Below are 14295 nucleotides of genomic sequence, written 5' to 3'. Positions count from 1 at the left end.
GAAACTGAGTGTAGCAAGCTCAACCCTTATACAACTGATTGAAGCCCTTGACGCTGAACCCCTTCAAGTACTGATCGCCAATCTTCAGGACGGGCACGCTGCGAAAGCCGGTCTTGGCGAATTCCTTCTGGCCCGCGGGGGAGCGGACATCCACCAGGCGGAAGCCGATCTTCTGCTGCTCGAGATACTGCTTGGCTGTCTTGCAGTGCGGGCAGTTGGCCATGCTGAAGAGTGACACCCGTTTCATTGCTGTGCTCCCGTGTTGATCGATCCCGCGCGTTGCACGCACCCAGCCTGAGGATGCAGGTGGGCAATGATACCAGCCGTCGCTTTCTCTCTACACCAGAACTTCCTGCACCAGCAATTCCCACATTGCGCCCCCTGAAAATCAGCCCTTGCGCGGGATATGGCTCATCGCATGTTCCGCCAGGGCGGTGATGGTCAGGCTGGGATTGACGCCCAGGTTGGCGGCGAGCATCGAGCTGTCACAGATCAGCATGTTGCGGTAATGGAAGACGCGATTCTGGCCATCGCAGACGCCTTCCTCGGGGGAGGCCGCCATGGCCGCGCCGCCCATGCAGTGCGCCGTGGTGGGGATGTTTAAGAGGATCTCGGGGATGCTGCTGCCGGGGATGGCGCCGATGGCCTTGGCGCCACGCGTGACGAAGTCATTCGCCTCGGGGATGAAGGTGGAAATGTGCTTGCCCTCGGTGACCAGCGCCTTGCGAAATGGCCAGTACCACAGGCGTTTGAGCGTCATGTCGAGGTGGCCCTCTGCCGTCTGCATGCACAGGAAGATGATGGTCTCCTTCGCGAAGCCCCACGGCAGCTGGAATCTCAGCGCGCGCAGTGGATTGGCGAGGAAGAGCTTCGCCATCGCGCTCAGCCAGGAAAAAGGGCGTGTCCAGCCGGGCTTGCCCCTGGCCATCGCGGTGAACAGCAGCCCCATGAAATCGGAGCCCGCCGGATAGCGTGTGGCTTCGATATGGGTGTGCTCATCGATATGGATGCCGGAGCCGATGGCGATGCCCTTGGACATGTCATCGCGACTGCCCGGCATGCGGCAGCTGATCAAGGACTCCGCATTGGTGCGCACCCGCTTGCCCAGCGCATCCGAGAGGTTCGGCAATGAGCCCTTGTCCTTGAGGCGGAACAGCAACTCCTGGGTGCCGAGCGACGAGCCAGCGAAGACGATGGACTGACAGGTGACACGGCGCTTGCCCAGGCCAAGATAGAGCCCGGCGAAAGTGGAGGGCACCGTCGTCACCGCATAGCCATCGGCACCATCCGTCTTGCCATTGAGCGGCACGACATCGATCACCTTGGTCTCGGCGTGCACCTGGGCACCGTGCTTCTCGGCCAGATACAGATAGTTTCTGTCGAGTGTGTTCTTGGCGCCATGACGGCAACCCATCATGCAGCCGCCACAGCCGATGCAGCTTTTTCGTTCAGGCCCTTCGCCAGCAAAGTAGGGGTCTGGATGGGGGCTACCGGCGGCGGGCGTGCCGCTTTCGCCCTCGGGGCCGAAGAAGATGCCGACCTCGGTGGGGTACCAAGTGTCCTCGCAGCCGGCGACTTCCGCCATGCGTTTCAGGGCGTCATCCGCCGGCGCGATGATTCGATTGGTCGTCACGCCGAGCATCTTCTGCGCCGTGGCGTAATGCTCAGGCATCACCGCATGCCAGTCATTGAGTCCCGCCCACTGACCGTTGTCCCAGATCTTGGCAGGCGGCACCAGCAGTGTCTGCGCATAGGTGATGGAGCCGCCGCCCACCGCGTTGCCATGCAGCACGATGACGTGACGGAAGAAGCTCATGGTGAAGAAGCCGCGCAGGCCCAGCATCGGCCGCCACAGCCAACGACTCAGACGCCAGTTGGAGCGCGGCATGTTGTCCGGCGTCCAGCGCTTGCCCTGTTCCATGACCGCCACGCGATAACCTTTCTCGGTCAGGCGATGCGCGCACACCGAGCCGCCAAAGCCCGAGCCCACGATCAGGTAGTCGTGGTCGTGCTCGTGCTCTTGTGGCGCAGTGGCACTGGCGTGGCGATCAGCGGTAGTCATCGATAGTCATCGGTAGTCATTGATAGTGCTTGAGCTGTTGCGCGATCAGGTCAACGAAACCCTCGCGGTCGATATCGAACAGCACCCTGGCGTTGTGTGGCTTGCCGGTGAGCTGGTAACGGTCGACCACCGTCATGCCCTGGGTATGCTCGCTCTGTGTCTCGACCCCGACCCAGCACTCGACAGCGGTGAACAGCTCAGGCTTCAGCAGCCAGGCGATGGTGCAGGGGTCATGCAATGGCGCACCGCTGAAGCCCCACTTGGGGTCACGGTGGTAGATCATGAAGAAGTCGAGCAGCTCGGCGACACACTGCGCAACGGGATTGTCGATGGCGCGAATCCGCTCGATGTCCTCATCCATGATCTGCGCCTGATGGGTGACATCCAGCCCGCACATCACGATGGGCAGGCCGGACTTGAACACCATGTCGGCGGCTTCGGGGTCGACGAAGATGTTGAACTCGGCGGCGGGGGTCCAGTTGCCGACACCTGCCGCGCCCCCCATCAGCACGATGCTGTCGATCTTGTGGTGAAGCTCCGGATGGGCTGAGAGAAACAGCGCGATATTGGTCAACGGGCCGGAGGGCACCAGCGTGACCTTCTGCTCACAGGCACGGACCTTCTCGGCCATCAACTCGATGGCGCTCTGGGTGACGGGGGTGAAGGCGGGGTCCGGCAGCTTGGGGCCATCCAGGCCACTTTCGCCATGCACGTTGTCGGCGATGATCAGCTCACGCGCCAGCGGCTTGGGCGCACCACCGGCGACCGGAATGTCATGCCGCCCCAGCAGGGTGAGGACCCGCAGCGCGTTGTTGAGAGTCTTGTCAGGCGTCTGATTGCCGGCGCTGGTGGTGACGGCCAGTACGTCGAGCGCGTCTGAACTCAGGGCCAGAATCAGCGAGATGGCATCGTCGTGGCCGGGATCACAATCGAGAATGATGGGGCGCGGCATTCAGCAGTCCTTGTGGTGAGTCGTATTGTCGTCGTGACTTGCCTCAATCAGCCTTTCCTTTATGCCTGAACGCAAAACGACACGCCATCCTTACGAAGGGCGTGTCGTCTGGTAGCTCATAACATACGATATGTGACTGGGCGGTTCGCAGGCGACTGATCAGAGCTAAAGCTTGCTAGTATTCTATGATTCGTCGTCATCAGGTATGGAATTAGTGCTCTGAAATGGTCCAAGATATATTGCCCGATCAGGCTGTGGAATTGGCATGGATGTTAGTGTAGTTCTGGCTCTTGGCTTGGGCTTGACGGCACCTTGGAAATTTAAGAACCAGCACTGGATACCACTTCGTCCCCTGACCGTATCGATCTTTACGTGTAATCCGATCGCGGGAGGCTCTGCCCCAGTCCAGCATATGATTTATCTGACATGTCTAGCGGCACTTGAATTTCTTCCAGCACTACTGCTATGCCGCTGGTCAGCGAGATGCGGCGGTGGTACATCATGTATCAAAATGTAGGCTGAATACTGAGGAGGTCTGGCTAGTCGCTCACCAGGAGCAGGTGGCTGAACCAGGGACTATCGCCAAGGCATGTATCATCAATGATAAGCCTAGGTAGATTCGCAGCGCGTCGAAAATATGGGAGCCGCGCCACGAATTATAATAATGCGATGCTTGAGGAAGTGGACGAGCAATGCTTCGATAGTCGACGATAAATGCACTCAGCATTTTTAAGCGTCAAAAACCAAGTTGTGATGCGCTAACACATAGGTTTAATTAACATTCGTGGGAGAAATAAATTTTTCTTTAAAGAGGCCAGTTCATGCTTTTTGGGGTCGCAATGAAAGCAATTTCATTGCAAAAATTTACCTGATCAACAGCGCCCATCGAGCGCATGTCGAATAAAGTCAAATCTATGTTATATTTCGAGGTTTTTATCTTAATATTTAGAGTGTTATGTTATATAAGAAATGTGGTGTTATCATTATCCAGTAGATTCCCTTTTAATTAGTGTCGGGGTGATGGTGATGATGGAACTATCTCTGTCGAGATCATTATTCAGTATAAGCTCAACTGCTCGCGACGTCATCGATTCGATATCTTGATCAAAACTCGTCAGTCGATAACCAAGCCAAGATGATATATCAATATTGTCATAGCCAATGATACTGACGTCTTCAGGAACAGAGAGTTTCAGTTCATGGCGAAGTATATCCATCGCACCCAGAGCCATAAGATCATTTGCACAAAATATGCCAGTAGGTTTTTTTTTGTTTTTCCACATATGTCTAAGCGCATCTTGACCGCCCGAATAACTGTAATCCCCGGTAGATTCGAGAGGGGCAGGCATGCCACACTCGATTAGTCGCTGAGTAAACCCTTGAAATCGCTCTATTTCAGCGGGGCTTGCCTGAGGGCCATGTATGAAACCTAGACTAGATAATCCTTTATCTATGAAAAGATCAGCCGCATGGCGTCCAGCGGACACATTGTCTGAATTAATCGAATTTACCCATGAAGCTTTCGTGTGGTTATTGAATGCGACAACAGGGATACGTGCGGCGGAAAACTTTTGTGCCGTTTCGTCGGTTATTACAGCTAGTGCACTTACAACCGCGTCTACACGATAGCGCGCGATTTGGTCAATTGCACCATCTAGGGCATGGTCGCTTTCGACACGAGATAGCAAAACCTGTTGTCCTTTAGATTGCAATTTTCTCGTGAGAAAATCCAATACCTGTGCATAAAATGGGTTATACATTCCACCTATTACAATTGCGACCATGTGAGAACGTTGTCCCTGCATGATGCCTGGCAAGGCATTCGGCCGATATCCCAATTCACTGGCAGCCGCCAGCACTTTTTCACGTAGTGCTGTGGAAATACTGGCATCACGCGTGAAGGTTCGCGATACCGCTGACTGAGATACCCCCGCTAAGCGGGCAACGTCTGTTGAGGTAGGGTATCGGTGGTTAGACTTGACCATAAGATTCTCTGACTGAAGACGTAAGTGCGCATGGTATATCACGTGGGAGCACTCCACGCTATATTTCGCGCTTGCTGTACCCATGAGATTTACCCTAAGTGCTGCGCCCCTGAATTTTATGCTACCCATGTATTTTTGCTTGCATAGCTATGCAATGGCATGCAAAGCTTGTTGTCAGAGTCCCAGAGCGCATTGCTCACTAGGGCCTCACTTTGAGAAAGCTGGCATAGGCCAAGCATTGAAAAGGGGAACCACATGGCTTGCAAAGCAACTCACACTTCTGTGATGCACCGTTTTGATCTGACGGGAAAGACTGCCATCGTAACGGGCGGTAATCGTGGTATCGGCAAAGCGCTTGCTTGGGCTTTGGCCGAAGCGGGAGCACACGTGGTCATCGCGGCACGGGATACAGAACGCAATAAGACCGTAGTAGAAGAATTGGAACAGGCAGGGCACGATGCCATCTCTATCTATATGGATGTGACGGACCCAACAAGTGTTGAGGATGCCGTAGAGGGATTAAATAGACCTATCGATATTCTGATCAATAACGCAGGTATCTGCTATCACGAACCTGCCATCGAAGTGTCTCCAGCTCGTTTCCTTGAAGTGATGAATGTCAACGTCAATGGCGTCTGGTTCTGTTCGCAGATCGTAGGTCGGAAGATGCTGACCCAAGGACATGGCAGTATCGTTAATATAGGTTCGATGTCCGGAATGATCGTGAACCGGCCACAAATGCAGCCTGCTTACAATGCTTCTAAAGCCGCTGTTCATCAATTAACCCGTTCTTTGGCAGCAGAGTGGGCTGGACAGGGGGTCCGTGTGAATGCAATAGCACCAGGCTATATACGTACCGATATGTCGCCTATTGATCGTCCTGAGTTCAAACAGCATTGGATCGAAGACGCGCCAATGAAGCGTGCTGGTGATCCAGAAGAGCTTGGGCCTATGGCAGTATATCTTTCTAGTGAAGCCTCGAGCTTCATGACAGGTGAAGTTGTAGTGTTGGATGGTGGTTACACACTGTACTGAATTAACGATTAGTTAATTGGAGTAATTCAAGGATGAATATTTCTAAAAGATTTGAAGGGCATACAGTCTTGATTACTGGTGGTGGAGGAGACATAGGGCTAGCCATTGCAAAACGCTTAGCTCGAGAGGGTGCTGCGATTGCACTTTTAGATATTGATACAAGAAAGCTATCGCTCGCTTTAGATACGCTTTTAGAAATTAATGCGACAGCCGAAAGTTACTTGTGCGATATTACGAATGTCACTGCTCTTGAGAAAACACTCAAAGAAATATTGGAGCGATTTGGAAGCATCGAAATGCTCTTTAATAATGCTGGATACCAAGGCGAATTTCTCCCCATTCACAAACAGTCGGATGAAGAGTTTAATAAAGTCATCAATATTAATGTCGTAGGGGCATTCAATGTATTGAGACTAGTCTCGGCGCATATGGTTGATCGTCAGCATGGTAGTATCGTTAACACGGCCAGCATGGCAGGTGTACAGGGCCCTCCTAATATGGCGGCCTATTCAGCATCTAAATTTTCGGTTGTAGGGTTAACCGAAACCGCTTCTAAAGATTTGGCGCCGTATGGTATTCGCGTAAATGCGATTAGCCCTGCTTTTGTTGGACCTGGTTTCATGTGGGATCGACAAGTGAAGCTGCAGGCGGAGGTTGACTCTCAGTATTACGCCAACGATCCGGACGAAGTTGCGCGACAGATGATAGCAAGCGTCCCGATGAGACGTTACGGGACGGTCGAGGAGATAGCTGGAGCGGTCTCATATTTATTTAGTGATGATGCAAGTTATATCACTGGTGTAAATATTCATATCTCGGGTGGGATTAATTAATCCGCATCTTGCTGATTATAATAGAATGAGTTCGCCAATCCGGTGGTGTAATTGTGATGTTACATCACCGGAAGGAGTCTGCATGCAGCCTATTTCACAGAAGAATGATGGTGTTTTTTCATTTCGTTTGATGGCGATCACTATGACAGCCGCCATGGGTGGCTTTCTGTTTGGTTTTGATAGCTCCATTATAAATGGCACTGTAGATGCCGTTCAAGAAACGTTTTCTCTTAGTCCTAGCATACTTGGTTTTACCGTTTCTATTGCTTTATTAGGAGCAATGGTGGGTGCGTGGTATGGCGGAGCCTGTTCCCATCGTTGGGGACGAATCAAGTGAAGTGGACCCCATCCTTTGGACCACCTGACGGGTCGTCTAAGCTCGGATCAGGTCATCATCGGCGTCAGGCCGCCTGGGTCAGTGGTTGAGAGAAGTACACTTCATCAGGTGTAGCATCGTCCAGCCCTTGGTGGGGCCGCTCCGTGTTGTACCAAGCGAAGTAACACTTCAGATCCCTTCGCAAGTGGGCGCCACTCTCGAAAGCCTTCAGGTAAACGCACTCGTACTTCACGCTGCGCCAGAGTCGTTCCACGAAAATGTTGTCCTGATAGCATCCCTTGCCATCCATGCTTATCCGGACATCATGGGCTTCCAGCACTTCGGTGAACGCCTGGCTGGTAAACTGACAGCCTTGATCTGTATTGAATATCTCGGGCTTTCCATAGCGCGCCAAGGCTTCCTCCAAAGCATCGATACAGAAGTCCGTATCCAGGGTGTTGGAGACCCGCCAGGCCAGCACGCGACGGCTGTGCCAGTCCATGATGGCCACCAGGTACATGAACCCGCGCGCCAAGGGAATGTATGTGATATCGGTCGCCCACACTTGATTGGGGCGGTCGATGACCCGCCCCCGCAGCAAGTAAGGATAGATCCGATGCCCCATGCCCGGCCGGCTGGTGCATGGCTTTGGATAAATAGCCTGTAGGCCCATCTCGCGCATCAATCGCTGAACGCGCTTGCGGTTCACCGCGTATCCCTGGCGATTGAGATGGGCTGACATCCGTCGTGAGCCATAGACCGGTGTGCGCAGATGCTCCGCGTCGATCAGACGCATTAACTCCAGGTCATAGGCCCCTAGCGCCTTGCGCTGATAGTACATTGAGGAGCGACTGATACCGAGTAGCTGGCACTGACGCCGGAGGCTGATGTCGGGCGCCTGCGGCTCGACCAGTGCCACGCGCTGGGCCCGGCTCAACGACCGAGCCCGCGTGACAAAAAATCCCGTTCCACCGTCAGCTTGCCGATCTCGCGGTAGAGCGTATCGATCTCCTCCTGGGTCTTCTGAGCGGTTTTACCGGAACTCTTGCTCTCGAAGACGCCGGTGGCGTTGTCCAGCAGTTCGCGTTTCCACTGACTCACCATGGTGGGGTGGATCTCGAAGCGGGCCGCGATCTCCGACGTGGTCTGCTCTCCCTTGAGGGCGGCGAGGGCTACCTTGGCTTTGAACTCACTGCTGTACTGTCGACGTTTCCTGCTCATGATCAAGCTCTCCTGGTCGGTCTGATCAGAGCTTAGCGCCTGGTCCGAATTCCGGGGACCACTTCAAAGACTATGGTTGTAGCTGCTATTCTGCTTTCAGTAAGCGCCTTGGGTTCCGGGATTGCGTTTTATGTCTGGGATCTAATTCTATGGCGCTTTATCGGCGGTATTGGTGTAGGAGTAGCTTCAGTGATTGCCCCTGCTTATATTGTAGAGGTCTCGCCTGCCAATTTGCGAGGAAGACTCGGAACACTACAGTTATTAGCAATTGTGATAGGTATTTTTTTGGCTTTACTGGTGAGTGCATTGATTGTCGAGTTAACTGGTGGGGCTAATGCCACTGGCTGGTTAGGACTGGCGGCATGGCGGTGGATGTTCCTTTCAGAGCTAGTCCCAGCATTGCTTTATGGTGGATTGGCACTAATGCTTCCGGAATCACCACGTTACCTAGTTAGCAAAAATCGTATATCGGAAGCTAGCCAAATTCTCTCCAGTATTGTCGGGATTAGTGATGCTAAGGCCAACCAAGATAAAATTGCTGCTATACGGTCCACTATACAACAGCACACTCCTGCATCGTGGCGTGATATCAAAGATTCTAGATACATTTTTATACCTATTGTGTGGGTTGGTATACTTCTTTCAGTATTTCAGCAATTTGTAGGTATAAACGTCATATTTTATTATTCAACTACTCTATGGCGTTCTGTAGGATTCCAAGAGTCTGATTCTTTTTTGATTTCTGTGTTCATGGCCACCACTAATATTTTTGCTACTCTTATTGCAATCAGTCTGATTGATCACATTGGCCGAAAAAAACTCCTGATGATAGGATCAGCCATAATGTTTTTGTCATTGACTTGCATGGCTATAGCTTTCGCTCAAGCTGCACACGTCGATGGTGAATTAACTCTACCTTCACCTTGGGGAGCAATTGCGTTGGTCGCTGCAAATTTTTTCATCATTGGCTTCGGTGCGAGCTGGGGGCCTGCCGTATGGGTATTGCTAGCTGAGATGTTTTCGAATCGAATTCGCGCCATGGCTCTTGGATTAGGGGCTGCAATGCAGTGGTTGGCAAATTTTGTGGTAAGTATGTCATTTCCGCTACTGGCTGAAGTAGGTCTTCAATATGCTTATGGCATGTATGCTGGATTTGCAGGTCTTTCTGGGATTTTCGTCTATATTGCAGTACGCGAAACCAATCGATGTCAACTTGAAGATATGGAAGATACTCAAGTTCTCCAAGTTTCCGAATATCATATGCCAATTAAAGCTCGGTAAACCGTCTTGAGATAGTGCCGCTATCTTCTCGGTTGACTGACCAAAGCGAAGCAAAGCAAAGCAAAGCATGGGATATCGATAGCTGGCCCAAACCAACGATACCAGATTCACGTCCGCTATGACTTGGACATGAGCCAGCGTCAGATCGGCAGGGGGGCTGTGCCTCCACAGCAGTACGACGGCTGTGAGATTCAACGCAACGCCACAGCCGATGACCCAGACCCTCTGTGTTCACCGGCACCGTGCTGCCACCAAGTGGACAAAAGCGCCTGCCGAGTATGATGATCGTCGTTGCCGGCCGGATGCGTGAGGAGTTGAGCCTACAGCAAATCAGTGCCTGCATAGCGCCCTTGGCCGGCGTTAGTGTTAGTCATCAATGGATCGACTCCTTGATCCGGAACGACAAGACGCGGGATGGTGATCTTTGGCAGCATGACTACCTAGGATCATGGCCGAGTTGACGCAAGCGGCCATGATCCGCTTGTTGAAGCCGCGTCGGCTAGCGGTCCAGATCATCACAGGGCAATGGCTAGGAATTTGCCGGCAACGAAGCGGTGGCCAAGGCCGTGACGGAGGCGATGTACTTTTGTGATCCTCATTGCTCCGCGCAGAGTTATACAAATGAGAACACTAATGGCCTGACCTGGCAGTATTCCCGAAGGAACGGATTTCCGATAGGTCAGCAATGCAGAGCTACAATAAGGGGACGATAAGCTGAACGACCGCGCTCGAAAACTGCTCGGCTATCGGACACCGGCGCAGGTGTATCTGAGAGAATACTCAGGTGACCTGGATACCATGGGAGCAGGGCCGCCCACCCACCTTGCTCCAGGGGCTGGCCAATTTGGTACTGGTGCATAGATGCGAATCATGAGTTGACTGACTGGGACAGTGCTCTTTGAGCCTGCTTCATCAATCTAATAACTCTGCTGGTAGGGAAATAGGTCAGAAAGTGAGCGCTGATTCGGTTGAAGTATCATTTTGAACGCTTTAATAGCTTAGAGCTGGATTTATCGGCGGCCTCTTGGGCCTCGGTTAACATCTGCACCAGCACTTCCACCGGCTGAGCGCCGGGCACGTAGTACTGACCGACGATGGTGCTGGGCACCGACTGGATACCGGCGTTGCGTAGTGCTTCCTGCTGGACCGCGACTTCCTGCTCGCCCGCGCCGGATTCAAGAAAGGCCAGCGCCTGTTCGACGCTCAGATTCTCATCGTGCAGGCTTGCGATCTGGGCCAGTACCTGACGGTCTCCCACGTCCTTGCCATCGTGGAAGTAGGCGGTGAACAGCGCTTCCAGCAACGGGCGCTCCACCAGGCCCGCGGACTGCTGGCGCCAGACGATGCGTTGGGCATCGGTGGAGTTGGGCGTGCGCTCCATCAGGGCGTGGCGGAAGGTGACGCCGCTCTGCGCGCCAGACTGGGCCACCTGGGCATCCAGTTCCGCGCCACGCTCGACACTGCCGAACTTCTGTGCGCGGTAGTCGGCGCGCGCCATGCCTTCACGTGGCACCCACGAATTGAGCTGGAAGGGCAGGTAGCTGACGCGCACCTCATCCTTGAAGTCGAGTTGCGCGATGGCCTCGTCAAGATGGCGCTTGCCGATCCAGCACCAGGGGCAGACCACGTCGTAGGCGACCTGGATATCGAGCTGTGACATGGGGATTCTCCTGCTGATATCTCACGCGCTCCTCATTGCAGCTTGAAGGCCGCTGTGAGAGCACGTCGGAATGATTTTGAGCAATCGCTCATCAGTGTCCTGCCATCCTAGAGATTTTGGGCCTGGGACGCTACCGAAAACGCCCTGTCCGATCATGTGTCATGACCGGGCAGGGCGTTCGTGTACAGCGCTAATAATTCAGTACTTGGAGTTCAGCGCTTGGAGCTCAGTGCTTGGAGTTCAGTGCTGCGTATTCACTGCACCGGACTCAGCAACTCAATCAACTCAGCGCCTTGCGCAGATCCGCCAGCGCGCGGATATCGTCCGGGCCGGTGCGGCAGCAGCCACCGATGGCCGTGGCGCCTGCGGCCAGCCAGCGCGGTGTCCAGCCGGCGAGGTCATGATCGTGTTCATAGCCGTGCTCAGAGCCGTCGCCATCAGACTCAACCGAGACGGCGCAGGCGGCAGACCAGGTCTTGGTGACCGGGTCATAGACCTCGCCGGAGTTCGGGTAGATGACGATGTCCTTGTCCGTCTCGCCGCGAATCTCGCGCACCAGCGATTCAATGTGCTCAAGCGCGGTGCAGTTGACGCCGATGGCGACCACCTGCTCGCAGTCAGCGATGGCACGCACAGCCTCTCGGATCGGCGTGCCGTCGCTCAATTCGGTGGCGTTGCGCGCGCTGAAGGCGATCCAGGCACGCGCCGTGGGGAAGTCATCGCGCAGGAGGTCACACACGGCCTGGGCTTCCTCGGCACACGGCAGCGTCTCGACGGCTAGCACGTCCGGTTTGGCATCGAGTAGCGTGGCGAGGCGGGCACGGTGGAAGTCGCGCAGGCCGGCGCGGTCCAGCGCGTAGCCGCCACGGTATTCGCTGCCATCGGCGAGATATGCGCCATAGGGGCCGACCGAGGCCGCGACCAGCGGCGGGCAGTCCAGGCGCTCCGGGTGCGCGGCGAGGTACTCGCTGCGGGCCTGGGCGGCCAGGGTGACAGATCGCTGGATCAGCGCGCTGGCCTGGGTCTCGCTCAGGCTGCGCGCCATCAGGCCCTCGAGCGTGGCCTGATAGCTGGCGGTGGTGGCGACATCGGCACCGGCCTCGAAGTAGGCGCGGTGCACATCGACAATCGCCTGCGGCTGATCGGCCAGCACCCGGGCCGACCACAGCGAGTCGTTGAGATCGAATCCGGCACGCTCAAGCTCGGTGGCCAGGGCGCCATCGACGATCAGGAAGGGCTGCTGGGCGGTGATGGCGCTCAGCGGATTGCGGGTGGCTTCAGCGGGCATCGAGGGCCTCCTGCGGGGTCGGAGCCGGGGAATTGGCGGCGTCGGTAGACGAGCGATGGGTCAGAGAGTGGACCAGATAGCACAGCGCCACGAAGGGCACGCCGAAGTAGAGCGCGATGCGCTGGTTGGGGTCAAAGGCGATGCCGATGCAGGCCAGCGCGCAAAACAGGAAGGCGGCAATCGGCACGATGGGGTACAGCGGCGCGCGGTAGGTCAGCTCGCCGGCGCTGTGGCCGGCCTTCAGCCACTGGCGGCGGAAGCTGAACTGGCTGGCGGCGATCGCCATCCACACCAGCACCACGGCAAGCCCGGAAATCGACACCAGCGCCAGATACAGGGTGTCTTCGGCATAGACGCTCGAGAGCAGCGACAGCAGGCCGCCGAGCATGGTGATCAGCAGCGCGGGCACCGGAATGCCGCGCTGATTGACGCGACTGAACACGCGGGGCAGCGTCTTCTGGTCCGCCAGGGTCCACAGCATGCGCGAGGCGGCGTAGAGACCGGAATTGGCCGCCGACAGCAGTGCGGTGATGATCACGAAGTTCATGATGTCCGCCGCGTAGGGGATGCCGGTGAGCTGGAAGACCGCCACGAAGGGGCTCTCCTTGAGACCGGCGCTGTCCTGGGGCAACAGGGCGGCGATGACGATGATGGTGCCGATGAAGAAGATGATCAGCCGCCACAGGGTGGCGCGGATCGCCAGGGGCACGTTCTTCTCGGGATTCTCGCTTTCGCCGGCGGCGATGCCGATCAGTTCGGTGCCGGAGAAGGCGAAGCTGACGGCCAGCAGTGTCATCAGGATCGGCATCACGCCGTGATCGAACACCCCCTCCTGGAGGATGCGCGTGACGCCCGGCGCCTCGGTATTGCCCGAAAGTGACGTGAAGCCGAACATGGCGGCGGCGCCCACGGCGATGAACACGATCACCGCGGCGACCTTGATCAACGACAGCCAGAATTCGGATTCGGCAAAGAAGCGCGCCGAGACGATGTTCATGCCGAACACGATCAGTGAGAAGATGCCGCACCAGATCCACGGTTCGACGCCGGGGAACCAGCGGCCCATGAACACGGCGGAGGCGGTGAATTCCGAGCCCAGCGCCACCGCCCAGGTCAACCAGTAGAGCCAGGCGACGGTATAGCCGGTGGCCGGACCAAGATAGCGGGTGGCATGGGCACTGAAGGCGCCGGGTTCCGGGTGGTGCACGGCAAGCTCGCCGAGACACATCATCACCAGATAGACCACCAGTCCGCCGATCAGATAGGCGAGTACCGCCCCCGCCGGACCGGCCTGTTGAATGGTATAGCCGGAGCTGAGAAACAGGCCGGTGCCGATGACACCGCCGAGGGACAACATCACCAGGTGGCGCTGCTGCATGCTGCGTTTGAAGTCGTGGGCGTTGCTGTCAGTCATGGTAGGGGTCACTCGAGGTGCTGCCGATGAGAAAGGTCTCTCTCTGGCAGCCGTCGTTCACGATGGCGTATGGCATGGCGAGAATCGGTCGGGAATACGCAGAAATGCAACGAATATCATAATTTAATCAATTAGTTGTCACAAAAGGCTGCTTGGGTTGATTGGCTATATGGTTAGATGGGTAATGAGCTTGCGATTCATTTCTCGGCCCAGGGTTTCCCTCCAGCGCAGCGAGTGGCGCTGGAAAC

The 14295-nt window shown here is 55.5% G+C and carries 12 protein-coding genes and 1 pseudogene; 5 read left to right on the top strand and 8 right to left on the bottom strand.

Translation table 11 applies throughout. From position 1 onward, the window contains the following. Nucleotides 1-19 precede the first annotated feature (19 nt). From AC26AR_RS08345 to AC26AR_RS08330, 4 genes are all read right to left on the bottom strand, one after another. A complete protein-coding gene (locus AC26AR_RS08345; RefSeq protein ID WP_479398776.1) occupies nt 20-247 on the bottom strand; it encodes a glutaredoxin family protein in 228 nt (75 codons plus the stop codon). 141 nt (nt 248-388) lie between these two features. Further along, complete coding sequence (locus AC26AR_RS08340) at nt 389-2062, bottom strand: GMC oxidoreductase (protein WP_488107850.1); 1674 nt, start codon at nt 2060-2062, stop codon at nt 389-391. A 16-nt stretch (nt 2063-2078) separates the two neighbouring features. Further along, nucleotides 2079-3014 (bottom strand): pyrimidine-specific ribonucleoside hydrolase RihA, encoded by a 936-nt coding sequence (gene rihA, locus AC26AR_RS08335; protein ID WP_488107849.1) that lies wholly within the window; start codon nt 3012-3014, stop codon nt 2079-2081. Between the two features lie 983 nt (nt 3015-3997). Beyond that, nucleotides 3998-4999, bottom strand: coding sequence for a LacI family DNA-binding transcriptional regulator (locus tag AC26AR_RS08330; protein WP_417536876.1), 1002 nt, complete (start codon nt 4997-4999; stop codon nt 3998-4000). A 255-nt stretch (nt 5000-5254) separates the two neighbouring features. On the opposite strand from AC26AR_RS08330, the gene AC26AR_RS08325 reads away from it, so the two are divergent. From AC26AR_RS08325 to AC26AR_RS08315, 3 genes are all read left to right on the top strand, one after another. Further along, nucleotides 5255-6034 (top strand): SDR family NAD(P)-dependent oxidoreductase, encoded by a 780-nt coding sequence (locus AC26AR_RS08325; RefSeq protein ID WP_417536877.1) that lies wholly within the window; start codon nt 5255-5257, stop codon nt 6032-6034. A 32-nt stretch (nt 6035-6066) separates the two neighbouring features. Continuing rightward, a complete protein-coding gene (locus AC26AR_RS08320) occupies nt 6067-6867 on the top strand; it encodes an SDR family NAD(P)-dependent oxidoreductase (RefSeq protein ID WP_417536878.1) in 801 nt (266 codons plus the stop codon). Nucleotides 6868-6949: 82 nt separating this feature from the next. After that, nucleotides 6950-7204 carry an MFS transporter gene (locus AC26AR_RS08315; protein ID WP_488107848.1) on the top strand — a complete coding sequence of 85 codons (255 nt, stop codon included), beginning with the start codon at nt 6950-6952 and terminating at the stop codon, nt 7202-7204. 64 nt (nt 7205-7268) lie between these two features. Here AC26AR_RS08315 and AC26AR_RS08310 read toward each other — a convergent pair. Beyond that, nucleotides 7269-8404 (bottom strand): IS3 family transposase gene (locus AC26AR_RS08310; RefSeq protein ID WP_488106879.1). Its coding sequence is split into 2 segments (ribosomal slippage): nt 7269-8146 and nt 8146-8404, totalling 1137 coding nucleotides; the frame shifts between segments, so codons are not numbered across the junction. A 72-nt stretch (nt 8405-8476) separates the two neighbouring features. Here AC26AR_RS08310 and AC26AR_RS08305 point away from each other — a divergent pair. Then, nucleotides 8477-9685 (top strand): sugar porter family MFS transporter, encoded by a 1209-nt coding sequence (locus tag AC26AR_RS08305; protein ID WP_488107847.1) that lies wholly within the window; start codon nt 8477-8479, stop codon nt 9683-9685. A 67-nt stretch (nt 9686-9752) separates the two neighbouring features. After that, nucleotides 9753-10546: pseudogene (locus tag AC26AR_RS08300) on the top strand (transposase). A gap of 115 nt (nt 10547-10661) precedes the next feature. Here AC26AR_RS08300 and AC26AR_RS08295 read toward each other — a convergent pair. The 3 genes from AC26AR_RS08295 to AC26AR_RS08285 all read right to left on the bottom strand — a co-directional run bounded on the left by AC26AR_RS08295 (nt 10662) and on the right by AC26AR_RS08285 (nt 14047). Continuing rightward, complete coding sequence (locus AC26AR_RS08295; RefSeq protein WP_488107846.1) at nt 10662-11345, bottom strand: DsbA family oxidoreductase; 684 nt, start codon at nt 11343-11345, stop codon at nt 10662-10664. A 280-nt stretch (nt 11346-11625) separates the two neighbouring features. Beyond that, nucleotides 11626-12633 carry a homocysteine S-methyltransferase gene (mmuM, locus tag AC26AR_RS08290; RefSeq protein WP_488107845.1) on the bottom strand — a complete coding sequence of 336 codons (1008 nt, stop codon included), beginning with the start codon at nt 12631-12633 and terminating at the stop codon, nt 11626-11628. Then, nucleotides 12623-14047: an amino acid permease gene (locus tag AC26AR_RS08285; protein WP_488107844.1), complete on the bottom strand. Its 1425-nt coding sequence runs from the start codon at nt 14045-14047 to the stop codon at nt 12623-12625. Before AC26AR_RS08285 ends, mmuM begins: the two co-directional genes overlap by 11 nt. Nucleotides 14048-14295: the final 248 nt, after the last annotated feature.

It is taken from the genome of Cobetia sp. PS-4MA (assembly GCF_057670765.1).
The sequence above is the reverse complement of the archived record's forward strand: the minus strand, read 5'-3'. Positions and strand labels throughout refer to the sequence as shown.